The following is a 26,113-nucleotide window of genomic DNA, read 5'->3' as shown; positions in this document are numbered from 1 at the left end:
ACCCCGTCCGCCCACCCGGCACGCCCCACCCCCGGGATCAGCCCCGTGATCCTGGAGGTTGGGATGATCAGCTGGGCCACGCGACCCCGCGGCTACACCCCTGCCCGGGTCAGCAACCGCTCCATGTGCTCGACAGGAAGGTACGGCGAGGCCCCGGCAGCCTCCGCGACGCGCGCCGAGGAATCGGCGAGGAGCCGGAGCAGGACGGGGAGCGGAAGGTTCCGGTGGCCGGCGACCGCGAGGCGGACGCGGTGTTCAGGGTCGCAGGCCAGCCTCTCGGCGAGTTCCGCGGGCAGATCCGGCTCGCGGGGCGCGAAGGAGCGGAGCCGGGGCACACGGTCTGCCTCTCCGGTGCCACCAGTGGCTTCCACTGCGAGCTGGAGGTCACCCGGGTCGGCCGCCGGGGGCGTGCGCGCCGGTGATCTTGACGGCGGTATGGTCGGGGCCGCGACGCACAGCGGCGCGAAGCACAGCGAGATGCACGGGGGAGAATCCGTTGAAGATCTTTTCGTCGGACAGGCGGCAGCCCCACCGGGGGCCCGCTCAGCGACCGGTGCCCCGGCGCGAGTACCTGCCCGGCGAGCAGGAGGCCCTGCTCATCGGCATCCTGCTCGGCACGCCCGCCGGTGTCCGGCTGGACGAACGGTACGACGCGGCCTCGGACTTGGAGGACTTCCCCTCCGACGCGGTGGTCGCGGCCCTGTCCGGGATCGCCGGTGATCCGGCCCAACCGGACGAGACCCTGGTGGACCTGTGCGCCGAGTCGCTCGCGGGGATCTGGATCCACCGCGGCGCCGTCGACCACGACCAGCTCGCCCGGCTGACCCCGCGCGGCCGGCGCGAGGCGGAGCGCACGGTGGCCCACCGCGCACCGGAACTGCTCGCCCGCTGAGTCCCGCGCCCGGTACGCCCGAGGGCCGTGGGGGCCCGCGCCCCCCCCCCCCCCCCGGCCCCCCCCCCCCACCCCCCCGCGGCCCGGTGGGGGGGTGAGGGGGGCGAGGAGAGGCCGGCGCGCCCCCCGCGCGCGGGCGGGGCCCCCGGCCCCCCCCCCCGGGGCCGCCCCACGGCCCCGATCCACCGGTGGCGCAGGTTAGTTGGGGGCGGCGGTCATGGAGGTGACGGCCTCCGCCACGGTGGCCCGGTAGATGCTCATCTTGGGCTCCAGTACCTTGGCGCCGGCGCCGAGCGGGAAGTTCTGGGTGTTCGCCAGGGGCATGTTGGTGCCCTCGTCGTCGGCCAGCACGTTGATCTCGTCCACGCCGGGGGCGGTGCCGGTGGTGGCACCGCTCGGGTCGAGGTCGATCACCGCGTAGGCCTTCTGGCCCGCCGCGACGGTGAACCGCGTGGTCCCGCTGGCGAGGATCGGCTTGATGTTCTTGCTCTGGTCGCGCGCGGTGGCGTTGCCGAGGTCGACGCCCGGGGAGGAGCTCAGGGTGCAGGAGTTCCCGCCGGTGTTGTGCACCTCGATCACGCGCTGGCTGGGCGCCCCGGAGCGGGCCGACACGTGGATCGAGAGGTTCTGGATGTCACACGGGTGGCCGGGGCCGGAGTTGGTGCCGCCGCCGGACGGCGCGTGCGTGGTGGGACGCGAGCCCGTACCCGTGGTCGGCGCACCCGCCGTGGCCTTGCCGCCCGCCGTCGGCTTCGCGGCCGCCGTGGTGGGCGCGGCGGCCGTCGGCCCGGCGGCCGTGTCGGTGTTGTCGGGCCCGCAGGCGGTCAACGCCAGCCCCGCGCCGACGAGGACGGTGGCGACGAGCAGCGGACGACGGTGGCGGACGGACATGGTGGCTCCCCGAGGACGGTGTGTGCTGACTGCTTGGAACACTTCACAAGACGTCGGCCCACCGCATTCGGTGGCACACCCCGCGTCACAATCACCAGGACATGACAGGGACGGGACTGTGACACTGGTTCGGGGGCAGCGCAGTTGACAACAGCACCCCATGATGATCAGTCAGCACTGCCGCTGCCCCGACAGCTGCCGGAAGTCCGGGTGGCCGTGCAGGAGTTCGGCGTAGGTACCGGTGGCGGAGGCGGTGCCGTCGGAGAGCATCACCACGCTGTCGGCCGCCTCGATGGTGGACATCCGGTGGGCGATGACCAGCAGGGCGCACTCCTCCCGGAGCTTGTGCATATTGACCGTGAGGGCGGCTTCATTGGCCGGGTCCAGGTGGGCCGTGGGCTCATCCATCAGCAGCAGTCGGGGGCGGGCGAGTACGGCGCGGGCGATGGCGATCCGCTGCCGTTCACCGCTGGAGAGGCGTACGCCGCGTTCCCCGACCTCGCTGTCGAGCCCGTCCGGCAGGCGGTCCACCTTCTCGGTGAGGTTGACGAGGTCGAGCATCTGCCACAGCCGCTCGTCGGTGGCGTCCGGTGCGGCGTAGCGGAGGTTGTCGCGCAGGGTTCCGTGCAGGATCGGGCAGTCCTGCTCGACCCAGCCGATGTGGGAGCGCCACTGGGCGAGGCCGAGGTCGGCGGCGGGCTGCCCGTCGATCCGCAGGCTGCCGCTCCACGGCTCGTAGAAGCGGTTGATCAGGGCGAAGGTGGTCGACTTGCCGGCCCCGGACGGGCCGACCAGGGCCACCAGCGCGTTCGGCGGCACGGTGAGGTCGAGCCCCCGGAGGACGGGGGCGTCCCGGCTGTAGCCGAACCGCAGGTCGCGCAGCTCCAGCGCGGGGGCCGGCGCCGTCGCGCCGCCCGTCGGCCGCAGCGGTGGGACGGCGGCGGGGGTACGGCCGGGGACGGCGGGCGCGCTGTCCTCGACGGGGAGCGCGTAGACCTCCTGGACCCGCTCGGCGGACCCCTTGGCCCGGTTCACCGAGGCGATGCCCTCCATCAATTCCGTGACGGGCCCGGTGAGTTGGGAGGCGTACAGCAGCATCGCCACCAGGGCGCCGAGCGACAGGGCGCCGTGGTCGACCCGGGCCGTGCCGAACAGCAGCACCAGGATGAAGGCCGCGTTGATGGCGAGTTGGGCCGTGGGGGCGACCACGGCGGTGAGCCGGGCGCTGCGCACCGCCGCGTCGTAGGCCCGGTGCGCCAGCCCGTCCAGGTGGTCGATCTCCCGCTGCTCGGCGCGGTTGGCCCGGACGGTGCGCAGGGCGGACAGGGCGCGTTCCAGCCCGGCCGAGATCGCGCCCACCGCGGTCTGCAGCGCCGTCGACGAGCGACCGATCTCCGCCGAGAGCCGGTTGATCACGAGGCCGCATCCGAGCAGCACGCCCAGGATGAGCAGCATCAGCAGCGGGTCCAGCACGAACATGGCGACGACGCTCCCCAGCGCGACGCACAGGTTGGTGGCGATCTGGACCGAGACGTGGGTCAGCGCCTCCCGCAGCACCACCACGTCGGCGGAGGCGCGGGCCATCAGGTCACCGACGCGCAGCCGGTCGAAGGCGTCCATCCGGACCCGCAGCAGGTGCGAGATCAGGCCGGTCCGCATGCCCAGCACGAAGCGCTCGCCGGTGCGCTCCAGCAGGAAGGTGGCGCAGGCGCCGATCAGCGCCTGGGCGAGCAGCAGCAGGACGAGGATGGCGCACGGGAGCAGCAGCGGGCGGTGCGAGGTGACGGCGTCGACCACGCCCTTGGCGGCCAGGGGCTGGCCGACGCCCACGCCGGCGGCGGTCAGGGTGAGGAGCAGGGCGACGCCCAGCGGGCGCCGTTGCCCCCTGGTCAGGGTCCACAGCTGTCGGAGCATCGTGCGTACGCCTCGCTTCCTGTCGCGTCCTTGCGCGTCCTGGAGCATCGCCCCTTCGGTCGGCCCGGTCGGCCCGGTCGGCCCGGTCAGCCGGTCTCGACGAGCCCGGAGGTGCGGAGCCGCTCGGTCATCGCCGTCAGGTCCTGGTGCGCCTGGGTCGGCGCGATGTCGAAGTGCTCGGCGAACTCCTCGGCCACCTGGTCCAGGGTGCCGCCGTCCAGCAGGCACTGGAGGGCGTAGGCACCGGTCTGGTTGAGCTGCCAGTAGTGCCCGGTGCGTCGGCTCAGCAGCACGGTGCCGTCGTCGGTGTCGGTCGACACCGTGTGGTCGGTCAGACGGAGTGTCATGGGGTCCTCCTCGGGAGGTCGGGGCGCGGCCGGCCGTCAGGCCGTGCGCGCCGGTTGCTTGGGGGCGACGGTGACCAGCGGCCGGAAGTAGCCGTCGGGGTAGGGCTCGTCGATGACCCGGCCCTCCGCCTCGACCCAGGCGTGGGCGGCGAAGGGCGTGGTCCGCACCCCGGCCTGCCAGGTGGGCCAGGCGCCCTTGAACCGGCACAGCAGGGCGGTGGCGATGGACCGCTGGAGGCAGTTGTGGACGGCGCAGCGCAGGCTGACCGAGACGACGGCGGCCCGGGCGGCGGAAGCCTGGGCGGCGGTGCCCGGGCGGGCGCCGGTGCTCAGCAGGCCGAGGACGGCTTGCAGGCGGTCGGGCCTCAGGGTGGACAGCGGCCGGGCGACGGCCACGGCGGTCAGCGGCAGCAGGCGCCGGTGCAGGGGCAGCCGGGTGCGGGCCTGGAGTGCGTAGGGCGGGCTGGTCACGGCGTCTCCTCGGGGTGGGGTGCGCGGCGCGGGTGACCGGCGCCGCTCAGTGCCTGGCTGCTCGGGGCCTGGTTGCTCATCAGTGCCTGACTGCTCAGTGCCTGGCTGCTCGGGGCCCGACCGCGCAGCGCCCGGCCGCTCACTGCCTGGCCGCCGGGGTCGGCGTCGCGGTGCGGCGGGCGGCGACCTCCCGCAGCCACAGTTCGGCGCCGATCGTCGCCTCCAGCTGCGCGGACCAGACGTCCTCGGTACGCGGCGGCGTGATCAGGGTGGTGCGCAGCCGGTCCGGGTCGATCAGGCCCCGGCGTGCCAGCTCGGAGTCCTCGAACAGGTCGAGCAGGTCGGGGACGTGCTCCTGGAGGGCGCGGTCGACCGGCTCCTCGCAGTCGCCCTTGGTGGTCCGGTCGAGGATCACCCCGGGCACCAGCCCGCGCATCGCGGTGGCCAGCACGGGCTTGTACTGCCAGGGGCTGTACCGCTCGTGCGGCCGGACGGCCAGGACGGCCTCGACCACCCGGTCGTCCAGGTACGGCAGTTCGAGCGGGAGCCCGGAGGCGGTGTACTCCCGGCTGACCAGCCGGAGCACCGGGCCCGCGCTGCGCAGGGCGGTGAGGGCCTCGTGCTGTCCCCGGTCCCGGGCGAGTGGGACGACCTGGCGGAAGACGGACTGGGTGGTCCGCACCGCGTCCCCGGTGGCCCAGGGCGTGGCCGGGAGCCGCTCCCCCCAGCCGAGGGCCGGGGCCCGGGACGGCGAGGCGGTGCGGACGAGGTCGTCGGCGCACTGCCGCCACCAGGTGCCGAGGTCCCCGCCGCGCAGCAGTCCGGCGAGGCTGGGCAGCAACGGCCAGCTGTTCAGGGCCCGGTGGGCGCCCAGGTGGCGCCAGGCGGTCACCGGCCGGTGGAGGAAGAGGGTGCGCAGGTAGGCGGCGCCGCCGGTGAACAGCTCGTCGGCCCCGTGTCCGGCCAGGTGCCGGGTGGCGCCGTGGTCGACGAGGTGCCGGATCCCGAAGCGGACCGCGTTCATGCCCCGGGTCGCGGCGCGCGGCGCCTCGGTGTCGACCGCCCAGTACGGCGGGGAGAACACCGGCGGGGCGTCGGTGTCCGGCACGGTCAGGTGCTGGGCGTCCGGCAGCAGGCGGGCGGCCTGGGCGGCGTACACCGGGTCGTCGTTGATGGCGCTGCCGCCGGTCCAACAGAAGGTCAGCAGGTCGGGGCGGTTCTCGGCGGCGAGGAAGCACAGCGAGGTGGAGTCCATGCCGCCGGAGAGGTCGGCCGACAGCCGGCCGGCCGGCCGGCGCAGGGCGACCGCCTCGCGCAGGCGCTCGCGCACCCCGGCGGCCCCCCGGGACAGCGGGAGGTCCGGCTCCGGGGGCTGCCACCAGCGCACGGCCCGGGCGGGGCCGGCGCCGGGCAGCAGCAGCCAGGAGTCCGGGGCGACCTGTCGCACGCCGTGCCACCAGCTGCGCTCGCCGAGCGGGGCGAACAGCATCCCGTACGTGACGCTCGCGGCGATCAGGTCCTCGTCCGGTTCCGCGCCGATCAGCCCGGCCAGCACGTCGGCCCGGTCGGCGGCGACCGGCACGCCGTCCAGCTCGGCGGTGTACACCGCCCTGGCGCCGGTGACGGTGCCCTGGAAGCGCACCCGCCCGTGGACCGAGGCGATCAGGTGGGTGTTGCCGGGGAGGCTGCGGGCGAGCGCGTCCAGGTCGGACAGCTCGCGCACCGTCCTGGTGAGGGAGTCGAGGCGCGCCTGCCCGACCGGGCTCAGCCCGTACACGGCCACCCGGACCGGGCCGGCTTCGGACACCACCAGGTCCTCCGGCGACCACGCGCCGACCAGCCAGGGCCGTCCGGAGGCGTGGGCGACCGACTGCGGTGCGGTGTCGCCGAGTTGACGGTGCACCCGGGCCCCGTCCGGGGAGTCCGGAAGGACCACCAGGTGGTCGTTGAGCGACTGCACGTGCCCACCCCCAGTGTTTCCCGGCGGCGTCCGTGCCGCCGGTGTGTCGGCGGCTCTGCGTGCGCGCCGGTGCCGGCGCCGCGCGACCGTCCCCATCAGGGCGTTCGGCCGTTCGGCGCTCTTCTGCCGGAACCGTGCACCACCGGGGGAGGGCGACACAACCGGGCAAGGTCCACTTCCCCTATGGATCACGCCATTCGCCCGTCAAAAGGATCAGAAAGATTGTCTGTCAATCACATTCGAAATCCGTTAGAACATCACTTGTCATGGACACTCCTGTCACCAAGATTCACTTCCGTATCCCAACTACCGTTCGAGCCAACCGGACTGAAAAACGTTCCGCCAGCGATCGACCTGCAGAAACGTGAATCCGCCTGTCAATGGCTTGATCTGATGAGGCGACTGGACACTCCTGGTGGCCACCGGTCCCAATGGAGTCACGCCATCCACGGGCTTCGGCCCCGATGCAGAGGAGATCACCATGGCCAAGAACATCCAGCTGCCCAAGCGCTACACCCCGCCCACGGCCGCCAAGGTCGGCGACTTCAGCAAGGACACGGACGGCACCATCTACACCAAGAAGGACGCGACGACCTTCGGGTTCAAGAAGCCGCGCTGACCTCGGCTCAGCTGAACCTGGCTCGATCACCACAGCCCGCCGGCCTCGCCGGCGGGCTGTTCCTCGTCCGGGGGGATTCGCGTGCCAACACACGAAGGATTGAACCGGGGACGGCGGCTCGTACGTTGATATACCGGAACTCCCGATGATGGCCGGGGGAAATCCCGAAGTTCCGCCCGGAATGCAGCCCGGAAACTTCGACGTGTACCGACCTACGGTCACTCCACGGCCGCAGCGCCCGTCCCCCAACTACCGCCCACCGAGCGGCGCGAACCCCGGCCCTCGCCTGCCCCCGCGCCCGCACCCCCGCGCACACCCGCAACTGCGCGCCCGCGACAAGGACTTGGTATGAGCACGGCAAAGGCTTCCCAGCCCCGCGTCCACCATCTGGACGGACGGACGGCCGAGTTGGTGTGGTGTCCGGGCTCAGCACGCACGGACAAACCTCCCACCCCCTCACACTCGGGAGCAGACGCATGCGCACACCGCTCAAGGCCGCCGCCCACACCCTCACGGCGCTGGCCCTGGCCGCCCTCGGCACCACCGGCCTGGCCACCGGCGCCCAGGCGCAACCCGCCCCGGCGGCCGCCCACTTCGGCGCCAAGCCGCTCCACCCCGGCACCACCCAGCGGGCGGCCACGGCCAGTGGCAACACCCTGTCGGTCGGCACCAACGCCAGTCAGGGCGTGGTGTCCCCCACCCCGAAGGTGTACCTGGTGTTCTGGGGCTCGCAGTGGTCCTCCGACCCGGCCGGGGGTGGCCCCCGACATGCAGAACATGTTCAAGGGCCTCTACGGCAGCCAGGACACCTGGGGCACCATCCTCAGCCAGTACTGCGAGGGAGTCGCCAAGGGCACGACCAACTGCGGCACCAAGGGCGTCCACGTCCAGCACCCGGCCTCCAGCCCGCTGGCCGGCGTCTGGTTCGACAAGGCCGCCGCCGCGCCCACCAACGCCACCGCCGCCCAGATCGCCGCCGAGGCCGGCAAGGCCGCCGCCCACTTCGGCAACACCACCCAGGCGCCCAACCTCAACGCCCAGTACGTGGTCGTGTCCGCCACCGGCACCCACCCGGACGGCTTCCCCAACTCCGGCTTCTGCGCCTGGCACGACAAGACCAGCAGTTCCTACGGCACCCTGGCCTACACCAACCTGCCGTACATCCCGGACACCGGGGCGGGCGCCTGCACCACCTTCACGGACGGCCGGCTGCTCTCCGGCATCGAGTCCACCGAGACCCACGAGTACGCGGAGACCGTCACCGACTTCTGGCCCAGCATCGGCTGGAACGGCGGCGGCGGTGAGATCGGCGACGAGTGCCAGAACCTCGACGCCTACGTCAAGCTGAGCACCGGCACCTTCGACCTCCAGGGCCTGTGGTCCAACAGCGCCAACAAGTGCGTGACGCACGGCTGACGACCGCCGCGCGGAGCGTGGGGGCCGGGCGGGACCCGGCCCCCACGCCTCACCCCAGGCTCAGCACCGCCCGGGCGAAGGCCTCCGGCGCCTCCTGCGGGACGTTGTGCCCCACCCCGGGAGGGTCCGCACCTCGCACGGCCCGGTGAACCGCCCGGTGCCCTGCTGGTCGGCGGGCGCGATCACCCCGTTGTCCCCGCCGACCAGCACCACCGTCGGCACCCCGATCGGCGGCCGGGCGGCCAGCCGCTCCTCCAGGTCCGCGTAGCGCGGGTCCCCCTCCACCAGCCCGTAGCGGTGCCGGTAGGAGTGGACCGCCACCTCGACGAAGTCCGGGTTGTGCAGGCTGGCCGCCGACGCGGCGAACGCCTCCTCCGCCCCCGGCCAGGTCGGCGACCAGAGGCGCCAGAGCAGCCGGCACAGCTCCTCCCGGTTGCGCTCCAGCCCCAGCCGGCCGCGCTCCGAGTGGAAGTAGTACTGGTACCAAAAGTTGTGCTCCGCCTCCGGCGCGGCGGGCTCCGTCGCACCCGCGATGTCCTGGACGGTGTAGCCACCCGCCGTCACCAGGCCCCGGACCCGCTCCGGGCTGGTGGCCGCCACCACGCAGGCCGCGCGCCCGCCCCAGTCGTAGCCCGCGACCACGGCCCGCTCGATCCCCAGCGCGTCCATGAACTCCGTCAGGTCCTGCCCGAGCGCGGCCTGTTGGCCGCTGCGCGGCGTGCCCCCGTCCAGGAACCGGGTCGGCCCGAAGCCCCGCAGGTACGGCACCAGCACCTCCCGGCCGGCCTCGGCGAGCAGCCGCGCCACCTCGTCGAAGGCCCGCACGTCGTACGGGAAGCCGTGCAGCAGGACCACCGGAGCGTCGGTCCCCCGGCGGCCCTCACCGGTCCGGTGGTAGCCGATCTCCAGCACCGGCGTCGTCACCCGGTGCAGCTCGTGCAGCTCGTCCAGCTCGTGTAGCTCGTGGGAACTCGCAGTCATCCGATCATGCTTGCACGCCTGCCCCGGACCCGTCTGACCCAGGGTCAGCGGCGGCCGAGGGAGCGGTAGGTCCAGCCGGCGGTGCGCCAGGTGCGGGGGTCGAGGACGTTGCGGGCGTCGAGGACGGCGGGGGTGGCGAGGTGGGGGGCGAGGGCGGTGGGGTCGAGGGTGGTGAACTCGGGCCATTCGGTGAGCAGGAGGAGGACGTGGGCGCCGCGGGCGGCGTCGATGGTGGAGGTGGCGTAGTCGAGGTCGGGGCGGGCCTTGCGGGCGTTGTCGAGGGCGGCCGGGTCGTAGACGGAGACGTGGGCGCCCTCGCGGGCGATGGCGGTGGCGACGTCGAGGGCGGGTGAGTCGCGGATGTCGTCCGAGTCGGGTTTGAAGGCGGCGCCCAGGACCGCGATGCGGCGGTTGGTGAAGGAGCCGCCGGCCAGGTCGCGGGCGTGGTCGACGGCGCGGGTGCGGCGGCGCAGGTTGATCGCGTCCACCTGGCGCAGGAACTCCAGCGATTCGCCGGTGCCGAGTTCCTCGGCGCGGGCGACGAAGGCGCGGATGTCCTTGGGCAGGCAGCCGCCGCCGAAGCCGAGTCCGGCGGAGAGGAAGCGGCGGCCGATCCGGTCGTCGTGGCCGAGCGCCTCGGCGAGCCGGACGACGTCGGCGCCGGCGGCCTCGCAGACCTCGGCGATCGCGTTGATGTAGGAGATCTTGGTGGCCAGGAAGGCGTTCGCGGCGACCTTGACCAGTTCGGCGGTGGCGTAGTCGGTGACCACGGTCGGGATGTCGCCCAGTGGTCCGTAGAGGTCGCGGAGCAGGGCCTCGGCGCGGCCGGGGCGCACGCCGAGGACGATCCGGTCGGGTGCGAGAGTGTCCTGGACGGCGTGGCCCTCGCGCAGGAACTCGGGGTTCCAGGCGAGTTCGGCGCCCTCCCCGGCAGGTGCCAGCGCGGTGAGCCGGGCGGCCAGCCGTTCGGCGGTGCCGACCGGGACGGTGGACTTGCCGACGAGCAGGCAGGGCCGGTCGAGGTGTGGGGCCAGGGCGTCCACGGCGGCGTCGAGTTGGGAGAGGTCGGCGGCGCCGGAGTCCTTGCGCTGGGGGGTGCCGAGGCAGAGGAAGTGGAGGTCGCCGAAGGCGGCGGCCTCCCGCGGGTCGGTGCCGAAGCGGAGCCGGCCGGCCGCCAGGTTGCGGCGCAGCAGCTCCTCCAACCCCTGCTCGTGGATGGGCAGTTCACCCTGGTTGAGGCGGCGCACCCGGTCCTCGTCGATGTCCAGTCCGAGGACCTGGTGACCGAGTTCGGCCATGCAGGCGGCGTGGGTGATGCCGAGGTAGCCGCTGCCGATCACCGTCAGGCGGTGGCGCATGCGCGGTCTCCTGTCGTGAAGGGGGTAGTGGAGTGTGGCCGGACGTGCGGGGTGCCGGGCGGTTCAGCCGCCGATCCTGGGCAGCCGCCGGACGGGCCGTACGGCGAGCAGCGCGAGGACGCAGCCGAGGCTGACCAGGGCGCCGAGGAGCAGCAGCCGGTGCACGCCGACCAGGTCGCTGACGGGCCCGGCGACGGCCTGGCCGAGCGGGACGGCCAGGATGGATCCGGCGATCTCGTAGGCGGCGACCCGGTTGAGCTTGTCCTCCGGGATCTGGGTCTGGACGGACGTCGCCCACTGGACGCCCCAGAACGCCCAGCCGATGCCGCTGATCAGGTAGCCGAGCAGCAGCAGCGGCACCGGCGGCACCAGGGCCGCGGACAGCGGCATCAGCGGGAAGAGCAGCATCGCCACCGCGCCGCCGAACAGCGGACGGGCCGGACGCAGCCGGATCGCGACCAGGCCGCCGAGCACGCAGCCGACGCCGAAGGAGCTCTCCGCCCAGCCGAAGGCGGCCTTGCCGTGCGCGCCGATGATGGAGACCGCGCCGATCGGGGTGATCGGGCCCCAGACCGAGATGCCGAGGACCCACCAGATCAGGATCACCGACCACAGCCAGGAGCGGGAGCGGAACTCCGTCCAGCCCTCGCGCAGGTTCTGCAGGGTGGAGGCGGTGCGGTCGGGCTCGAAGTGCGGCAGCCGCAGGGCGGCCAGGCAGAGCCCGCTGAGCACGAAGGTGGCAGCGGTGGCCGCGAAGACCGAGGCCGGGGAGACCGAGGCGACCAGGGTGCCGGCGACCGCCGGCCCGGCCATCGTGGCCATGCCCTGACTGACCCGCAGCACGCCGTTGGCCTGTTGCGGGTCGGCGGCGACCTGGGGCACCAGGCTGGTCAGGCCCGGCTGGAACATCGCGGTGGCGAGCCCGCCGAGCACCGATCCGGCGACCAGCAGCCACAGCGGCGGGTGGCCGAGCCAGAGGCAGACGGCGAGGCCGGCCTGGACGGCGCAGCGCAGCGCGTCCGCGGCGATCATCTGCGGCCGGGGGTGGAAGCGGTCGGCGAACACCCCGCCGAACACCACGAACAGGGCGAACGCCCCCATCCAGGCGCCCAGGGCGACGCCGACGGCGCCCACCCCGAAGCCGAGGGCGAGCATCGCCACGGCCGTGGCGACCGGGATCATGGTGTCGCCCAGCACCGCCACGGTGCGGGCGGTGAAGTAGAGCCCGAAGTTGCGGGTCCACAGGCGGGCGGGCGGGGCGGGCGGCGCGGCGAGGGTCGCGGCCATGGGGCTCCTTCGGGACGTCCGCGAGGGGCGGGCGCGGGGATGGGCGGGGTGCTCGGCGTCGGCATTGCGGTGCGACGGTCGGGGCCGGAGAGGCGGTCGAGGCCGGGGAAGCGGCGACCACCCGACCCGCCGGACTCAGAGGGCGAGTTCGACCCCGTAGGCGCGCAGCCAGGCGTCGGTCTGCAGGGCGGTCTCCAGCGCGGCCCGGCCGACGCCCGCGACCAGGGCGTCCGCGCCGTCGCGGGCCACCGCGGCACGGAGCCCGGGGGCGAGCAGCGGGGCGACCGGGCTGTCCGGGTCGAGGGCGACCCGGGCCAGCCGCTCACGCAGCACCCGGTCGTAGCCGGCGTCCCGCAGGTTGGGGTACGGCGTCTTGACCCGCATCGCCACCGCCTCGGGCAACAGGTCCTTCATGGCCGCGCGCAGCAGGCTCTTCTCCCGGCCGTCGAAGGCCTTCATCGCCCAGGGCACGTTGAAGGTGTACTCGACCAGCCGGGGGTCGGCGAAGGGCACCCGGATGTCGAGCCCGGCGTCGGTGCCGAGGCGGTCCAGGCGGTCGAACAGCACCCGGGTGTGGCGGGTGTGCGCCAGGTAGGTGACCTCGCGGTAGCGGGCCTCGATCGGGTCGTCGACCGCGTCGGCGACGGCGATCTCGGCGACGGCGGCGCGGTGGCAGTCCTGCTCGTGGCCGGCCAGGTCGAGCTTGCCGAGCAGTCCGGCGTCGAACAGGACGTCGGTGCCGAGGAAGCGCGGACGGCCCTCGGCGACCCACGGGAAGGTGGGTTCGGCGATCCAGCGGGGCAGCCGGTTCCAGTTGTAGCCGCCGAAGACGTCGTCGCCGCACTCGCCGGACAGCGCGACGGCGGCGTGGCCGCGCGCCTCGCCGAACAGCAGCCGCAGCGAGGCGTACTGGTCGCCCTTGTTGATCGGGATGTCGTACGCGGCGAGGACCGAGGCCCGCAGCGCGGGGTCGAGCAGGTCCAGCCCGGCGAGCGAGACCTCGCCGTGCTCGGTGCCGACGTGATCGGCCATCAGGCGGGCGTAGAGGTGGTCCTCGTTGCCCCGGGCCGCGGCGCCGTCGGGGCCCGGCTCCTGGTCGTCGACGGCGAGCGAGCGGATCGGGCCGCGGCCCTGGTGGCGGGCCCGGACGGCGGCCAGGGCGGTGAGGGAGCTGGAGTCGAGGCCGCCGGAGAGCAGCGAGACGGGCAGCTCGTCGCCGTCCAGGTGCGGGGCGACGGCGGCCTCCAGGAGGGCGCGGACGGTGTCGACGGTGGTGTCCAGGTCGTCGGCGTGCCCGGCGACCGCCAGCTGCCAGTAGCGCCGCTCGGTCGCGCCGGAACGGCCGACCCGCAGCACCGCGCCGGGCAGGACCTCGTGCAGGCCCCGGAACACGGCGCGGCCGGGCACCCGGGCGACGGAGAGGATGTCCCGCAGGCCGTCGGCGTCGAGGACCGGCCGGAAGGCGGGGTGGGCGAGGACGGCCTTGGGCTCGGAGCCGAACAGCACACCGTCGGGGGTGGTCGCGTAGAAGAGCGGCTTGACGCCCATCCGGTCGCGGACCAGCAGCAGTTCCTCGCGCCGGTGGTCCCAGAGGGCGAGGGCGTAGCTGCCCTCGATCCTGGTGACGAAGTCCTCGCCCCAGGCGAGGTAGGCGTGCAGGACGGCCTCGGCGTCCCCGCCGGTGACGGCGCGGTGCCCGGCGGCGACCAGCCGGTCGCGCAGTTCGCGGGGGTTGGTCAGGTGTCCGGCGAACGAGAGGACGGCCCGGGGGCCGGTGTCGCCGGGGGCGGTGAGCGGCTGGGGGTGCGGGTCGCGGGCGGTGCGGCGGTGGCCGAGGGCGGCGTGCGCGGAGCTCCACAGTCCCTCGCCGTCCGGTCCGCGCCGGGCCAGCGCGGTGGTCATGGCCCGGACGTCGTCCGGTCCGTCCGCGGGGTCGCGGGAGAAGTCGCGGGAGAAGTCGACCCGGCCGGCTATGGCGGACATGAGGTGCTCCAGGGGATGGGCGCTGACGGGTGATGTGGGGTCACGGGACGGGTGGTGCGGGCGCGGTACGGGTGCCGTGTAGGGGTGGGCAGATGCGCGGGCGGCCGGCGCGGGACGGGCGCCGGCCGCCCGGGACCTCAGGGACGCAGGCCGGGCGCGGCCTGGCCGGGGGCGGTGTAGTCGCCGTGGATGTCGCAGGCCCACCACTGGGCGAGCGCGCGCATGCTCTCGCGGAGCACCGCCGAGGCGCGCCAGTGGAGTTCGGTCTCGATCAGCCCGGTCGCCATGGTCCAGCGGTCGACCGTCGGGTCCTGGACCCACTCCCAGGGCGTGCGGCGGGAGACGTCGGCCAGGAGGCCGGCCAGCTCCTGCTCGTCGAAGGCCGCGGAGGCGACGTTGAGCACCGGTTGCGCGGGCGGGGCCGCCAGGACGGCGCGCAGCGCGTCGGCGAGGTCGCGGTGGTCCAGCACCTGGTGGCGGCCCAGCGGGTTGAGGGCGAGCGGGCGCCTGGTCCAGGCCAGGTTCACCCAGCGCACCAGCGGGCTGTCCTGCGGGGCGTACGGGCCGACCGGGTCGGCGAGCCGCAGCACCTGGACCGGGACGCCGTGCTCGGCGCCCCAGGCGCGGACGGCCTGTTCCTCGCGCCACCAGGCCAACGCCACCGGGTCGGTGGGGGCGTCGGTCACGGACCGCTCGGTGACGGTCCGTTCGCGGCTGCCCCGGTAGACGGCCGAGGAGCCGGCGTAGACCAGGCGCTCCACCCCGGCCTTGCCGGCCGCGGCGAGCACCTCGGCCAGCAGGCCGTCGTCCTCGGGGCGGCCCAGGTGCACCAGGGACCGGACGCCGTCGAGGTCCTCGGGCCCCGAGCGGCCCACGTCGCCACCCGCGTCGCCACCCACGCCGTCGCCCACGTCGTGCCCCGCGTCCGCGAGCAGCCCGGCCAACTGCCGGGCGAAGTCCGGGTCTCCCCCGGTGACGGCCACCCGGGCGAGCGGCGCCGGGCGGGGCGTGCGGGCGGCCGGGTCGGCGCCGGCCCGGCGTCCGGCGGCGAGCGCGGTAAGCGCCAGGTCGCGGACGGCGGGGGCCATCGCGAGCAGCTCGGCGGCAGTGAACTCCTCGCACAGGCCGCCCGATCCGAGGGTCTCCAGGACGGCGGCGGCGACCCCGGGGTCCGGCTCGGGCTCGGCGGCGGTGACGGTGCCGAGGGCGAAGGCGGTCAGCCAGACGGCCCGGCCCGCGCCGTCCGGGAGTCCGGCGGCGGCGTCCGGTCCGGCGGCCCGAAGCGCGGCCAGGCAGGCGTCCAGCAGGCCGGTGCGGGCGAGCTGCCGCTCGGTCTCCAGGTACTCCCATCCGGTGCCGCGCAGGACGGCGCAGCGGGCCTCGCCGTACTGGTAGAAGGGCACCACCGGGAAGCGCGGGCAGGGCCCGTCGGTGTCGGCCGGGCCCGCCTCGCCGGTGAACAGGGTCGCCTGACGGAAGCCGTGGTAGGTGTTGCCGGCCAGGCTGGGCAGGTCGTCGTGCTGGACCGTGCTGGGAGTGCAGAACCGCACCGGCATGCCGATGGCGTTCAGGTAGCGCTGCACCACCACGTCATAGGGCCAGCCGCCGCCGTGCTCCTCCTGGTAGGCCGCGTAGCCGCGGGCCGCGTCGGCCGGCAGCAGCAGCGCCTGGCAGGGCACGTGCTCCTGGAGGGTGTACGCCCAGGGCGCGCCGGTGAGGGCGGCGAGCCGGGCGACGGCGCCGTTGCGGGCCTCCCAGCCGGCGTAGAGGGCGATCGCCTCGCCGGGGGCCGCCGCGGCGGCGCGTTCGGCGTGCTCGTAGAAGCCGTCGGCGAGCACCACGTCGTCCTGCAGCACCAGGTGGTGGGTGGCGTCGGGCGCCACGCAGGACCAGGAGAGCGGCGCCACCCGCAGGGCGGTCGGGCGGCCGTGCGGTTCCGGGTCCATCACCACCCGGACGCGGCCCAGGGGGTCGGCGTCGGCGAGCCGCCGGGCCTCCTCCGCGCGCTTGGGGTGGCTCATCACGGCGCCGCTCAGCCGGACGGCGGCCGGTTCGTTGCTGGTGTCCATCGGTCTACCTCGCTGTGGGGGGAGTTGAGGATCGGGGCGGCGGGGATCGGGGCGGCGGGTCAGTCGTCGGACCGGTCGCCCGACCGGCCGTCTGACCGGTCGGCGCCGGCGTTGCGGACCTTGCGCTCGTTGTCGTTCAGGCCGTGGTCGGAGCCCTGCTCGCGTTCCAGCCGGATCATCGCCGCGGGGCGGTAGTTGAGGATGTACGCCCGCCGCACCCGGTCACTGGAGTTGCCCCGGGAGTAGTGCAGGGTGCTGCCGGAGTGGGCGACTCCCTGACCGGCCGTCACCGGTACGGCGGTGGCGCCCGGTTCGTCCTCCGAGCAGTCGCACTGGATGTTCTTGCCGTCGCTGGTGGGGCGGTGCGGGCGCAGCGGCCGGGTGTGCGAGCCCTTCACGTACCACATGCAGCCGTTGTCGGGGCCGGCGTCGTCGAGGGCGACCCAGATCGAGACGGCCCGGGTGTCCGGCAGGTCGATCCAGTAGGCGGCGTCCTGGTGCCAGGGGGTCGGCACGGCGGTGTGCGGCGCCTTGTGGATCAGCATGTCGAAGTCGAGCTCGGCGTCGTCGCCGATCAGCTCCCGGGCGAGGGCCAGTCCTCGTGCGTGGAGCGGGAGTTCGAGGATCTCGGGGTGGAGCGCGGAGGGCCACATGATCTGGGTGATGTTCTCGACGGCGGCGTCCGCACCGGCGGCCCGCGGGGCGTGCGAGCCGAGGTCGGAGCGCTTGTCGCCGCTCTCGATCCCACCGGCGAGGAAGCGGTCGTAGATCTCCCGGTAGGCCTCGACCTCGTCGGCGGACAGCAGCGTTCCGGCAGGGACGAATCCGTCCTCCCGGAATGCGGCGGCCAGTTCGAGGTGTGCGCTGACGGTCATGGCTGGTTCCTTTCCCGTGTACGGTCCGGGGCCGCCGGAATGCGCCGCGGCCGGGCCGTGCGGACATGGCGGGAGCACGGCGGGTCGATTCCGCCGGCCTGTTCGGTGAGGGGGCGGCGCCGACGATGCGGTGGCGTCCGGCCGTTCGCCGGTATTCGCGCCGACCTCCCCGGCCGGGCCGGGCCGTTTTCCCGGGCCCGTTTCCCGGACCCGGCCTTCCGGCCCGGGGTTTTCCGGCCCGGGTCCTCCGACCCCGGTCCGCCGACCCCGGTCCTCCGGCCGCGGTCATCTCATCGCCGGGAATTCACCGCGGTCAACGTCCGTCGTCCCCGAACCGGGGCGGGGTCAGCCCGCCTCGGCGATCCGCATCCGGTCGCGGTCCTCCGTTTCGCGGCGGGCGGCGGCGTCCAGGACGCCCAGCACCCAGTCGGAGAGGTCGCAGTTGGCCCGGTCCGCGGCATCCTCCCAGAGGCCGTGGCGGGCCTGGGTGACGGCGAGCCGGAGTTCGACGGAGAACGGCCGGGTGCCCGCGCCGGGCGCCGTGGCGGCGCGGATCCGGCGGCGGAGCTCGTTGCGCGACCAGCCGCCCCGCTGGGCCCGGTCCAGCCAGTCGTTCTGAGCTTCGGGGTCCAGCGAGGCGACCTCGGCGTGGTGCTGCATGCTCAGGGCCGGGCGGCGGCGTCCGGGCGGGAACTTCCGGGCGATCCAGGCGTAGTTCCGCAGCGTCTGGTAGTCCAGCGCGGTTTCGTCGATCGCCTTCCGGTAGCGCTCCGGATACCGGTCCTGGCCGTAGACCAGCCAGTCGCCGAGCCACCAGGTGGCGGAATCCGCCGCGGCCCCGAGCTCCTGCCCGATGCGCATCCACACGTCGATCGGGATTCGCGCCGGGAGGGCGAGCGAGGTTTGGTCCCGGGCGAGTTCGAAACCCCTCCCGGCACGCCTTCCCAGAATCCTCACACGGTCCTGCCGATCCACCTCTCGCACGCCGTCCTCCCCGTTCCGTTCAGCAACAGTCGATCATTCTGAGGAACAGGGCCGCGCTGCTTCAAGGTCTAGACCAGCCATCGAGCACCCTCGGCCGGCGGCGCCGTCCCGCCGGCGGGACATGACCGCGTCACGACCGCGGACCACTCCGGACACGCCCCTCACGCCCCTCACTCCGCGGACGCCCCGCACGACGGACCTGGCGGCCCACCGGTCACCGTGGCCACAATCGCACCGCACCCCACCGCACCGCAGTCGAAGGGCGGGGCCCACCCGCGAGCCACCGAAGGAGCCGACGTGACCACCCGGGAGAGCGTCTCGGAGCACGGCCTGACCGTGCGCGCCCAGCACCGGCACAACCCGTACGACCACCTCTTCGACGACGCGGAGTTCGCCGGACTGCTGCTCGGCCTCGGACTGCGACGCGCCGACAGCATCTGGCGCAACCACACCGCCGCCACCGACGCCGCGCCGCGCGACCCGTACCCCCGGGCGAGCATGGGCTTCGTCCTGCTGGACCCGACGGCCGGGCCCTGGGTGCCCGAGGCGCAGTCGGTGATGGCGGTGATCACCGTCGGTGAGGACGCCGGGCGCTTCCTGCCCAAGGCGGCGGCCAAGGCGGCGGGCCACCGCCGGCTCGGGCGCAACTACGGCGAAGCGGTGCTGACCGACCCCCACCTGTGCGGCAGCGGCGGGTTCCGTTACGGGCACTCGGCGGCGATCCGCGGCCAGATCGTCGGCGCCAGCTCACAGTCCACCGACCAGGACCTCTTCGAGGCCGGGCGGCTGGCCGCCGACCTGGTGGACGCGCTCGCCGCCGCCCAACTGGCCTGGGAGGAACGAACCGGCCCCGGCGACTGGTACTCCCCCGCCGACACGCCGCACCCGCGCTACCAGGAGATGGTCGCCTTCGCCCTCGACCTCACCGAGGGCCCCGCAGCCGCGGACGGGTGACTGGTCCGATCCTGCGCGTGTGGGTCCAAGGCTCCCTGACCGGCAACAAGCCATCTCTGTCACGTCGTTCAGTATCGGCGCGGGTCCTCGGGGGGGGGTGTGTGAGTGCGCCCGCTCCGCGTCCGAGGGCGCATGAGCGTCAGGACATGGAGAAGTTCATCTGGCTGACGATCTGTCCCATGGGGACGTAGACGACATGGGAGAAGCACGTCGTGCTGTCCCAGGCCGTGGATCCGGCGGGACATGTCATGGTGTCGGCCCCGCCGATGATGACGCCCCGGGCCTCCATCGCGTTGTCGGATCCCTGGGGGTTGGCCACGACAGGGCCGCCGCTGTCGCCCTTGGCGACGGCCACGCGCCGTTCGCCTCCGGCCGGTGCGGCGAAGTCGACCGGCTTGACGTGCTCGCCGTCCTCGTTGCTGGTCTCCTTGTCGACATCGGTGATGCGCAGGTTGTCGTGCCATCCGCTCATCGCGCCGCTGGTGAGGACGATGTCCCCGGCGTTGTTGCGGCCGGGCCCGTAGAAGCGGCGCGACGATCCCGATCCATCGGACCATCCGCCGTCGTAGAGGTGGGCGTCGCCCTGGCCGGCTCCGGTTCCGATCATGGCGATGTCGATCCCCGATCCCGCGTAGTCGAGGGTGCCGAGGTAGTCGCCGTTGCCGGTGTAGTACTTGCCGTTGCCGCAGTGGGCGGCGGTGAGGACGACGCGGGCGTGGTCGCGGAACCCGCTGAATGCGGTGGAACAGAACGAGGGCTTCGGGGAGCGGAGTTCGGCGCCCGCGTAGTACGGGGAGTGGTCCGCGGACCTGCGGCCGGAGGTGTTCACGATCGCGCCGCTGAGGGTCGCGGTGACGGGGATCCCGGCGATCTCCTCGGCCCAGCGCTCGTAGGCGCCGGGGGTGGGGGTGCCGCGTACAGCGCGGGCAGCCCCGGTCCGGTCGTAGGTGACGGAGATGGCGGTGCCGTCCTCCTTGGGGCCGACGGAGTTCCAGGTGCCCTCCGGCGCCTTTTTCGTGAACACGTCGATCGAGTGCCGGATGTCCGCGCGCGAGTACGGCGCCGGGAGCAGGCGCACCCTCAGCCCTGGCGTGGAGTTCACATCGATCAGCTCCCGGGCACGGGCCGGCACCTCGCCCTTCCACCACATGTCGGCCCGCAGGTTCGGGGCGTCGATGTAGGTCCCCGCGTAGCCCTCCGCCTCAGGGGCACCGGACTCCACCCAGTCCTGCACCGGGTCCGTCATACGGTGGAGCTTCTGCTGCGCGGCCGGGTCGATCGGCAGGTCCATTCGCTGGCTGGCAACCGGCTTCTCATCGGACACGGCCTCCACGGCCAGGCCTCCGACGAGCAACCCCGTCGCCGCAATGATGGCGACGGACATCACCAGGGCGATACGCGAGCGCCGCACGGCGCCTCCCTCCACCGGGCTGTGATCCCGATCAGGTCACAGCGTAGGGACCCGGCCCGGAGCGGGTCGACGCCGCGCAGGCGCGAACCCCCCGCCGGGGGCGCACCACCGCGCCCCGCACGCTCTCACCCACCGTCCAGACGGTCCGGTCCGAACCCGGCAGCAGCACCGCTGCGTGCGAACGGCGCGCCCGCACTTGCCCTGCGGTCAGGAAGGGTTTCCCTCTTCTTTCCGGGCGGCCGCATCAGCTGGGTGGGGTGCGGCCGGGCGCGGAAGGTGCAGGTCCTAACCTGAGCGCGCACCTGCCGTTTCCCGATTCCCACCAGACGAAGGTCGAGACCACCGTGAACCTGTTCCTGCGCAGAGCGATAGCCGTTCCGTTCCTCGCACTCGCCCTCGCGGGCTGCTCGGCGGGCGGCTCCGGGGCTGCGGCCGGGGCGTCCACGAGCACCCCGGCCGCCCCAGCTGGTGCACCGACGCAGGCCCCGGGCTCCGCCACCCCGACGGCGGGTGCGACGACGGCCGCGGACGGGCCGGCCCGGGTGCTGGAGGCCTGGCTTGCCGACGTCTACCGAGGCGACGTCGACCAGGCGTGGGCACTCACCCAGCTGCCCCCCACCACGGGTGGCGCCTCCCCGCAGCAGGACCCGAAGACGGCCTTCGCACGGGTGGTGAACTCCCTGCACCAGAACTTCGTCCAGGCCGTCCGCACCCCGGACTTCCACGTCACCCACCAGGCCCCGAAGGCCAGCGGCCAGAGCGTGGTCACCGACGCGGACGTGACCGTTGACGGCCACACCCTGCGACAGGCGATCCTCAGCACCAAGCAGGGCTCGGGCCAAGTGCAGCTCGCCCTCACCTTCACCCTCGGCCAGGTCAACGGCGACTGGCGCCTGGTCAACCTCGGCATGGACATCGACGCGTCCGTCTCCGCCACCGGCACGGCTGCGGCCGGCGGCTGACCGTCGGCACCGGTCCCGCCTCCACGGACGAAGCGAGGAGGCGGCCGGCCGGGAAGGCGGTCGCGTCGAGCATCCACAGCCGGCGGTACGGTCGCGGTGAGGATCATCCGAACCGCCGCCCTCCCCGCGGAACAGACAGCTGTCACCTCCTGAACGGCCGTGGCCCTAGGAATCCTTGTCCGTCAGCGCCCGCCGGTCCGCCAGGTACGGGTACTGCCCGGCCTCCAAGCGCCCGGCGAAAGTGCGCAGCAGGGCCAGCCAGTTCGCCGACTTCACGTATGCGCTCTGGGGGATCCCCTGATCGGCGTGTATCACCTGGCCGCGGACGCCGTCCGGCCCGGGATCGAGGTCGAGGGCGGTGATCGATCCGTCCGGTTCGTAGGACAGGGTCAGCCAGCCGGCCCGCCAGTCGTCGCTCCAGCGGACCTCGCCGTCCTCGTCGTGGTACGGCTCGTCCGCCGGGATGCCGGAAGCGACGTCCAGAGCCGCGAAGTCCTCGTGCTCGACGTCGAAGCCGAGTACGCCGCCGAGGTGGATGCTGCGGTGCCTCGCGCAGGAGGCTGCGAAGTCGGCGGGGAGCCGCATGCCGAACCGCTGCTCGGCGGAGGCGATCTCCTCCGCGCTCGCCGGTCCGCCCAGCACCTCCAGTACCCCCGGGGCGTGTTCGGCGAGGTACGCCTCGATCCGGGCCCACACCTCGGTGACCTCCGCACGCAGGCGCGCCTCGGTCGACGCCACCGCCTCGGCGGAGGCCGCTTCGCGCAGCGACCGCGCCAGCCACTCCTGAGCGGCCGCCGCCTCGGCCGCGCCGACATCACCGAGCCGCTGCGCCGCCCGCCGACGGAACACCAACCGCAGCTGCTCGTCGCGCACCAAATCCCATAGTGTGCGCAGCAGTTCACCTTGGAACCGGGGACCGGCCGCCAGCACGGCGGCGACCGCATCCTGGTGGCCGGCCGTCAGGAACCGTCCTGGGTCCATCCGCAGCGACGCGAGGGCGACGTGCACCATGTGCGGCTGGTAGGCCCGGTCCAGTGAACTCGGCGTGCTCGACAGCACACCGAGTGCGAGGCCGCCCCCGAGCAGACGGTCGAGCACCGCGCGTACCTGTTCATGGAGCTCCGGCGGCAACAGCACCATGTTCCTCGCCATGCTGCCCGCCAGCCGGTCGTTCCGGTCGGCCTGCTCCGCCATCCGCGCCAGCGCCAGCCGCCCCTGTTCCTCGCCGAGGCCCGCGAATTCGTTGTGTGCGAAGAGCAGCGCCGTCACCTCGGCCGTCGTGTACTCGGCCTGCGCCTCGTCGAGCCACGCTCGGTCCAGGTACGCCAGCGTGACCAGCCGGTTGATCGGCTCCCAGGCCTGCGGGTCGGCCACCCGGTGCGCACTGGCCTGCACCTGCGGGTCGCGGTACCGGTTGCGGTGGTAGAGGCTCATCCGCTCCACCGCCACCGGCACCTGCTCCGGCGCGTACGTCACGATGGCCCTCGCAACGGCGGGCCGGGTGTGAAAGTCGTGGCTCAACAGGTGCACCAGCACCTCGCCGACCAGCTCCGACCGCCCGCCGCCCTCGGCCGCCACCGCCAGCACCCGGGCCAGCACCTCCTCCGGCCGGCCGGACGCGTCGGACACGTCGGACACATCGGACAGCAGCAACGGCACCGGGCACGGCGGGCAGAACGGCGAAGCGGCCATCTGGATATCTCACATCTCGCGGGAGCCTGGGGAACGGGGCGATTCTGCCGGGTCGCACCGACACCCACTCGCCTGCACCTGGAGCAACGCCCATGCCGCTCTGGAAACGGCGCGTCATCTGACCGACCAGCCAGCCCAATGGCAAGCCGCAGGTGATAAACGCCTGCGCGATCCCGTTCGCTGGACGGCGTGACTTGTTCAGGGATTCCTGATGGCCAATGATAATGATCAACTATTGCCGTACCCGGTCCCATTGCATGTACCTCGGACCCTCGGACCCGACACTGGAGTTGCGTTATGAAGAGCCTGCACCGCAAGGTCGCCGTCGTCACCGGGGCAACAAGCGGCATCGGAGCCCGAATTGCGGAAGTGTTCGCCGCCGAGGGCGCCCACGTCGTCCTCGCCGGCCGCCGCGAACGCGAAGGACACGAGCGGGCCGCGGCACTGGGCGAGTCAGCGACCTTCGTGCGCTGCGACGTGTCGGTCGAGGCAGACGTCGAGGCACTGGTCGGCCACGCCGTCGAACGCTACGGCCGGCTCGACATCATGGTCAACAACGCAGGCGGGCCGGGGAACATGGCGTCGGTGACCGACTTCGACTCGACCGTGTTCACCCGGACGCTGGCGGTCCATGTCGCGGGCGTCATGCACGGCATCAAGCACGCCGGACGGCAGATGGTGGCCCAGCGCTCGGGAAGCATCATCAACGTGGCAAGCCTGGCGGGAAAGATCGCCGGCTGGTCCGGCCTGGACTATTCGACCGCAAAGGCCGCGGCACTCCACCTCACCCGCTGCGCGGCAGTGGACCTGGGTGAGCACGAGGTCCGCGTGAACAGCGTCTCCCCCGGTTTCGTGCCGACGGGCATCTTCGCCAAGGGCGCCGGAGCCGACGCGTCGGCTGCTGACGCCACGGCCACGTCAGTGGCCGAGGCGTTCAAGCCACTGCTGGACTCCAGCCAGCCGCTCCCCGGCACCGTCCGAACCGACGACATCGCCGCGGCAGTACTGTGGCTCGCCGGCGACGCCAGCCGCCTGGTCACCGGGCAGGATCTCGCAGTCGACGGTGGCATCACGGCCGGACGCCCCGCCGTGGCTGCCCGAGCCGAACGGACCCGCATGCGCGACCTTCTCTCCCCCTGACCTTGAGGGAGCGCGTCCGCTTCTGCAGGTGATCTCGACGGTCGATTGCTCAAGTCGACCGCCTGGTCACACTGTTCGACGCAGACTTCGAGTTACGATCCTCGGCTGATCCGGGGGCCGACCGTCACAATTGAACCCCGCCCCCTCATACGCCCACCTGCGCTGGGCGAACGGCGCCCCGCCGCCCGGCCCGCGAGGAGGCGGCGAAGGCCGTCTGCGCCGACTGCCCCGTGCGGATCGAGTGCCGCCGCAACACCCTGCAGACCCGCGAGGCCTACGGCGTATGGGGCGGGGCTCACCCAGGCCGAGTCACAGGTCCGTCGATCCGGCCTCGACGTCGAGCGGGCCATGCTCACGGCCGGCGGGTAGGACGCCACAGCAGCCCCGGCCGGTCGCCGCCCACCCACCGTGGCGAGCATCGCGAAGCGTGTCGGCAGCGTCGGACTACGGCTCACTGCCCGTGGGCGGCCGGCGATCCGTCTGCGAGCGATCCGTCCGCGACGCCGCCGGCTCGTGGTCCGGGCACTCCACGCGCAGTTCACCGTCGCCGAAGGCCGCGTCCACGAAGGCGCAGTGGTGGGGGCGTTCGGGGGTCTCGGGGTGGGCGAGCGGGCGGTAGAAGCGGCAGGTGACGCAGGTGCGGGAGACCGGGATCGCGCGCTGTTCCTGGAGGACCCGGATCATCGCGGTGGTGCCGCGCAGCATGGCGGCGACATCGTTGTCGTCCAGGGCCGCCAGGGCGAGCGCGAGGGGTTCGGGGACGACCGCGAGCCGGGCGGCCTCGGCCTCGCCGGCCTCGGTGAGCAGGAGGGATGCCGCGCGGGAGTCGGCCGGGTCGCGGCGGCGTTCCACCAGGTCCTTCGTGACCAGGGCCCGGACGGCGTCGCTGACGGTGGGCGCGGTGGAGGCGAGCGCGGTGACGATCTCGCCCTGGCGACGCGGGCGGCGGTCCCCCGCGAGGAAGACCAGGATGTCGGCCTGAAGCGGTGTCAGCTTCGCGGGCCCGGCGTTGTGCCAGCTGCTCAGCCGCAGCGCCTGGCCCAGCCTGGTGAGCCCGGTCAGCAACTGTTCACTCGGTGACAGTCCCGGAAGTCCGGCCACGCTCTCCACCTCCTCCACCCTTCACCCTCCGGTCAGCCCCGGTCGCCCGCTCGGCCTTTTCGGCATCGCCTCTTGCATTGTAGGCAGCGCCAACTATATTTGGCACTGCCAACAAGCAGTTGGCAGTGCCAACACCAACCCGTACTGGGGAGCCTTCGCCATGCCTCGTCTCGCCGTCGTCAACCCCGACACCGCCACCCCCGCCGCCAAGGCGCTGCTCGACAAGGTCGACCGCGCCCTCGGCGTGACGCCCAACATGATGCGGGCGATGGCCAGTTCGCCCGCCGTGCTGGACGCCTACCTCTCGTTCAGCGGCGCCCTCGCCAAGGGCGGCCTGACCGGCGCCCTGCGCGAGCAGATCGCCCTGGTCGCCGCCGCCGAGAACTCCTGCGAGTACTGCTACGCCGCCCACCACGTACTCGGCGCCCGGGCCGGTGTCAGCGAGGCCGACCTGGCCGCCGGTGGACGTGCCGAGGCCGCCGACCCGAAGACCGCCGCCGCCCTGCGCTTCGCCCGCTCGGTGATCCGCACCAAGGGCTTCGTCTCCGACGCCGAACTGGCCGAGGTACGCGAGGCCGGCTACTCGGACGGTGAGGTCGGCGAGATCATCGGCGCGGTGGCGCTGAACGTCTTCACCAACTACTTCAACTCGGTCGGCCACACCGAGGTCGACTTCCCGGCGAAGACCCTGCCGACCGTCTGACCCGCCCCACCCCTCCTGCCCGGGGGGCGCCCCCGCAGGGGGGCCCCCGCCCGGGCACCACCCCCCCCCCCCCCCCGGCCCCCCCCCCCAGGGGGGGGGGCCC

At 73.5% G+C, this 26,113-nt stretch carries 24 protein-coding genes and 1 pseudogene; 9 read left to right on the top strand and 16 right to left on the bottom strand.

Annotated features, from left to right (window positions below):
- Positions 1 to 92: 92 nt before the first annotated feature.
- Positions 93 to 272, bottom strand: a complete 180-nt coding sequence (locus ACFVXG_RS33615) for a hypothetical protein (RefSeq protein ID WP_387933158.1) — start codon at positions 270 to 272, stop codon at positions 93 to 95.
- Here ACFVXG_RS33615 and ACFVXG_RS33610 point away from each other — a divergent pair.
- Positions 225 to 422: a hypothetical protein gene (locus ACFVXG_RS33610; protein ID WP_387933160.1), complete on the top strand. Its 198-nt coding sequence runs from the start codon at positions 225 to 227 to the stop codon at positions 420 to 422. The two genes, ACFVXG_RS33615 and ACFVXG_RS33610, sit on opposite strands and share 48 nt — an antisense overlap.
- A 131-nt stretch (positions 423 to 553) precedes the next feature.
- Positions 554 to 892, top strand: a complete 339-nt coding sequence (locus tag ACFVXG_RS33605; RefSeq protein WP_387933023.1) for a hypothetical protein — start codon at positions 554 to 556, stop codon at positions 890 to 892.
- Between the two features lie 198 nt (positions 893 to 1,090).
- Here the strand turns inward: ACFVXG_RS33605 and ACFVXG_RS33600 are convergent, their stop codons facing one another.
- The 5 genes from ACFVXG_RS33600 to ACFVXG_RS33580 all read right to left on the bottom strand — a co-directional run bounded on the left by ACFVXG_RS33600 (position 1,091) and on the right by ACFVXG_RS33580 (position 6,475).
- Positions 1,091 to 1,783, bottom strand: coding sequence for a DUF4232 domain-containing protein (locus tag ACFVXG_RS33600; RefSeq protein ID WP_387933021.1), 693 nt, complete (start codon positions 1,781 to 1,783; stop codon positions 1,091 to 1,093).
- Positions 1,784 to 1,954: 171 nt separating this feature from the next.
- Positions 1,955 to 3,697, bottom strand: a complete 1,743-nt coding sequence (locus ACFVXG_RS33595) for an ABC transporter ATP-binding protein (protein WP_387933019.1) — start codon at positions 3,695 to 3,697, stop codon at positions 1,955 to 1,957.
- An 86-nt stretch (positions 3,698 to 3,783) separates the two neighbouring features.
- Positions 3,784 to 4,044 carry a lasso peptide biosynthesis PqqD family chaperone gene (locus tag ACFVXG_RS33590; protein ID WP_387933017.1) on the bottom strand — a complete coding sequence of 87 codons (261 nt, stop codon included), beginning with the start codon at positions 4,042 to 4,044 and terminating at the stop codon, positions 3,784 to 3,786.
- Between the two features lie 36 nt (positions 4,045 to 4,080).
- Complete coding sequence (locus ACFVXG_RS33585; RefSeq protein ID WP_387933015.1) at positions 4,081 to 4,515, bottom strand: lasso peptide biosynthesis B2 protein; 435 nt, start codon at positions 4,513 to 4,515, stop codon at positions 4,081 to 4,083.
- A gap of 139 nt (positions 4,516 to 4,654) precedes the next feature.
- Positions 4,655 to 6,475: an asparagine synthase-related protein gene (locus ACFVXG_RS33580; RefSeq protein WP_387933013.1), complete on the bottom strand. Its 1,821-nt coding sequence runs from the start codon at positions 6,473 to 6,475 to the stop codon at positions 4,655 to 4,657.
- Between the two features lie 481 nt (positions 6,476 to 6,956).
- Between ACFVXG_RS33580 and ACFVXG_RS33575 the strand changes: the two genes are divergently transcribed.
- Complete coding sequence (locus tag ACFVXG_RS33575; protein ID WP_350508952.1) at positions 6,957 to 7,094, top strand: hypothetical protein; 138 nt, start codon at positions 6,957 to 6,959, stop codon at positions 7,092 to 7,094.
- Positions 7,095 to 7,862: 768 nt separating this feature from the next.
- Positions 7,863 to 8,510 (top strand): hypothetical protein, encoded by a 648-nt coding sequence (locus tag ACFVXG_RS33570; RefSeq protein ID WP_387933010.1) that lies wholly within the window; start codon positions 7,863 to 7,865, stop codon positions 8,508 to 8,510.
- A gap of 60 nt (positions 8,511 to 8,570) precedes the next feature.
- Here the strand turns inward: ACFVXG_RS33570 and ACFVXG_RS33565 are convergent, their stop codons facing one another.
- The 7 genes from ACFVXG_RS33565 to ACFVXG_RS33535 all read right to left on the bottom strand — a co-directional run bounded on the left by ACFVXG_RS33565 (position 8,571) and on the right by ACFVXG_RS33535 (position 18,020).
- A complete protein-coding gene (locus tag ACFVXG_RS33565; protein WP_387933008.1) occupies positions 8,571 to 9,491 on the bottom strand; it encodes an alpha/beta hydrolase in 921 nt (306 codons plus the stop codon).
- A 44-nt stretch (positions 9,492 to 9,535) separates the two neighbouring features.
- Entirely contained in the window at positions 9,536 to 10,849 is a 1,314-nt protein-coding gene (locus ACFVXG_RS33560) for a UDP-glucose dehydrogenase family protein (protein WP_387933006.1), read from the bottom strand.
- 63 nt (positions 10,850 to 10,912) lie between these two features.
- Positions 10,913 to 12,136 carry an MFS transporter gene (locus tag ACFVXG_RS33555; RefSeq protein WP_387933004.1) on the bottom strand — a complete coding sequence of 408 codons (1,224 nt, stop codon included), beginning with the start codon at positions 12,134 to 12,136 and terminating at the stop codon, positions 10,913 to 10,915.
- Positions 12,137 to 12,271: 135 nt separating this feature from the next.
- The gene (gene asnB / locus ACFVXG_RS33550) at positions 12,272 to 14,119 is read right to left on the bottom strand and encodes an asparagine synthase (glutamine-hydrolyzing) (protein ID WP_387933002.1); all 1,848 of its coding nucleotides are present in this window, start codon (positions 14,117 to 14,119) and stop codon (positions 12,272 to 12,274) included.
- Positions 14,120 to 14,256: 137 nt separating this feature from the next.
- Entirely contained in the window at positions 14,257 to 16,188 is a 1,932-nt protein-coding gene (locus tag ACFVXG_RS33545; RefSeq protein WP_387933000.1) for an NAD-dependent epimerase/dehydratase family protein, read from the bottom strand.
- Positions 16,189 to 16,247: 59 nt separating this feature from the next.
- Positions 16,248 to 17,063, bottom strand: coding sequence for a phytanoyl-CoA dioxygenase family protein (locus tag ACFVXG_RS33540; RefSeq protein WP_387932998.1), 816 nt, complete (start codon positions 17,061 to 17,063; stop codon positions 16,248 to 16,250).
- A 345-nt stretch (positions 17,064 to 17,408) separates the two neighbouring features.
- Positions 17,409 to 18,020 carry an LmbU family transcriptional regulator gene (locus ACFVXG_RS33535; RefSeq protein WP_387932996.1) on the bottom strand — a complete coding sequence of 204 codons (612 nt, stop codon included), beginning with the start codon at positions 18,018 to 18,020 and terminating at the stop codon, positions 17,409 to 17,411.
- A gap of 324 nt (positions 18,021 to 18,344) precedes the next feature.
- Here ACFVXG_RS33535 and ACFVXG_RS33530 point away from each other — a divergent pair, with 324 nt between their 5' ends.
- Positions 18,345 to 19,001, top strand: coding sequence for a hypothetical protein (locus ACFVXG_RS33530; protein WP_387932994.1), 657 nt, complete (start codon positions 18,345 to 18,347; stop codon positions 18,999 to 19,001).
- Between the two features lie 139 nt (positions 19,002 to 19,140).
- Here ACFVXG_RS33530 and ACFVXG_RS33525 read toward each other — a convergent pair whose 3' ends face one another.
- The gene (locus ACFVXG_RS33525) at positions 19,141 to 20,412 is read right to left on the bottom strand and encodes a trypsin-like serine protease (protein WP_387932992.1); all 1,272 of its coding nucleotides are present in this window, start codon (positions 20,410 to 20,412) and stop codon (positions 19,141 to 19,143) included.
- A 344-nt stretch (positions 20,413 to 20,756) separates the two neighbouring features.
- On the opposite strand from ACFVXG_RS33525, the gene ACFVXG_RS33520 reads away from it, so the two are divergent.
- Complete coding sequence (locus tag ACFVXG_RS33520) at positions 20,757 to 21,374, top strand: hypothetical protein (protein WP_387932990.1); 618 nt, start codon at positions 20,757 to 20,759, stop codon at positions 21,372 to 21,374.
- Positions 21,375 to 21,539: 165 nt separating this feature from the next.
- Here the strand turns inward: ACFVXG_RS33520 and ACFVXG_RS33515 are convergent, their stop codons facing one another.
- Positions 21,540 to 23,066 carry an SMI1/KNR4 family protein gene (locus ACFVXG_RS33515; protein ID WP_387932988.1) on the bottom strand — a complete coding sequence of 509 codons (1,527 nt, stop codon included), beginning with the start codon at positions 23,064 to 23,066 and terminating at the stop codon, positions 21,540 to 21,542.
- A gap of 297 nt (positions 23,067 to 23,363) precedes the next feature.
- Here ACFVXG_RS33515 and ACFVXG_RS33510 point away from each other — a divergent pair, with 297 nt between their 5' ends.
- Together ACFVXG_RS33510 and ACFVXG_RS33505 are read left to right on the top strand one after the other, a co-directional pair.
- Positions 23,364 to 24,206: an SDR family NAD(P)-dependent oxidoreductase gene (locus ACFVXG_RS33510; RefSeq protein ID WP_387932986.1), complete on the top strand. Its 843-nt coding sequence runs from the start codon at positions 23,364 to 23,366 to the stop codon at positions 24,204 to 24,206.
- Between the two features lie 197 nt (positions 24,207 to 24,403).
- Positions 24,404 to 24,493, top strand: a pseudogene (locus tag ACFVXG_RS33505) (WhiB family transcriptional regulator); the annotation flags it as partial.
- A 157-nt stretch (positions 24,494 to 24,650) separates the two neighbouring features.
- On the opposite strand, the gene ACFVXG_RS33500 reads toward ACFVXG_RS33505, so the two are convergent.
- A complete protein-coding gene (locus ACFVXG_RS33500) occupies positions 24,651 to 25,307 on the bottom strand; it encodes a MarR family winged helix-turn-helix transcriptional regulator (RefSeq protein WP_387932984.1) in 657 nt (218 codons plus the stop codon).
- A 160-nt stretch (positions 25,308 to 25,467) separates the two neighbouring features.
- Between ACFVXG_RS33500 and ACFVXG_RS33495 the strand changes: the two genes are divergently transcribed.
- Complete coding sequence (locus ACFVXG_RS33495) at positions 25,468 to 26,010, top strand: carboxymuconolactone decarboxylase family protein (protein ID WP_387932982.1); 543 nt, start codon at positions 25,468 to 25,470, stop codon at positions 26,008 to 26,010.
- Positions 26,011 to 26,113 lie beyond the last annotated feature (103 nt).

It is taken from the genome of Kitasatospora sp. NPDC058162, from assembly GCF_042884005.1.
In the GTDB taxonomy this organism is placed as follows: Bacteria; Actinomycetota; Actinomycetes; order Streptomycetales; family Streptomycetaceae; genus Kitasatospora.
The sequence above is the reverse complement of the archived record's forward strand: the minus strand, read 5'-3'. Positions and strand labels throughout refer to the sequence as shown.

Bases quoted from the DNA above. Each gene is read 5' to 3' on its own strand.
- ACFVXG_RS33600 (WP_387933021.1), bottom strand. From the start codon at position 1,783: ATGTCCGTCCGCCACCGTCGTCCGCTGCTCGTCGCCACCGTCCTCGTC.
- ACFVXG_RS33595 (WP_387933019.1), bottom strand. From the start codon at position 3,697: ATGCTCCGACAGCTGTGGACCCTGACCAGGGGGCAACGGCGCCCGCTG.
- ACFVXG_RS33590 (WP_387933017.1), bottom strand. From the start codon at position 4,044: ATGACACTCCGTCTGACCGACCACACGGTGTCGACCGACACCGACGAC.
- ACFVXG_RS33575 (WP_350508952.1), top strand. From the start codon at position 6,957: ATGGCCAAGAACATCCAGCTGCCCAAGCGCTACACCCCGCCCACGGCC.
- ACFVXG_RS33570 (WP_387933010.1), top strand. From the start codon at position 7,863: ATGCAGAACATGTTCAAGGGCCTCTACGGCAGCCAGGACACCTGGGGC.
- ACFVXG_RS33565 (WP_387933008.1), bottom strand. From the start codon at position 9,491: ATGACTGCGAGTTCCCACGAGCTACACGAGCTGGACGAGCTGCACGAG.
- ACFVXG_RS33560 (WP_387933006.1), bottom strand. From the start codon at position 10,849: ATGCGCCACCGCCTGACGGTGATCGGCAGCGGCTACCTCGGCATCACC.
- ACFVXG_RS33555 (WP_387933004.1), bottom strand. From the start codon at position 12,136: ATGGCCGCGACCCTCGCCGCGCCGCCCGCCCCGCCCGCCCGCCTGTGG.
- asnB (WP_387933002.1), bottom strand. From the start codon at position 14,119: ATGTCCGCCATAGCCGGCCGGGTCGACTTCTCCCGCGACTTCTCCCGC.
- ACFVXG_RS33545 (WP_387933000.1), bottom strand. From the start codon at position 16,188: ATGGACACCAGCAACGAACCGGCCGCCGTCCGGCTGAGCGGCGCCGTG.
- ACFVXG_RS33540 (WP_387932998.1), bottom strand. From the start codon at position 17,063: ATGACCGTCAGCGCACACCTCGAACTGGCCGCCGCATTCCGGGAGGAC.
- ACFVXG_RS33515 (WP_387932988.1), bottom strand. From the start codon at position 23,066: ATGGCCGCTTCGCCGTTCTGCCCGCCGTGCCCGGTGCCGTTGCTGCTG.
- ACFVXG_RS33510 (WP_387932986.1), top strand. From the start codon at position 23,364: ATGAAGAGCCTGCACCGCAAGGTCGCCGTCGTCACCGGGGCAACAAGC.
- ACFVXG_RS33495 (WP_387932982.1), top strand. From the start codon at position 25,468: ATGCCTCGTCTCGCCGTCGTCAACCCCGACACCGCCACCCCCGCCGCC.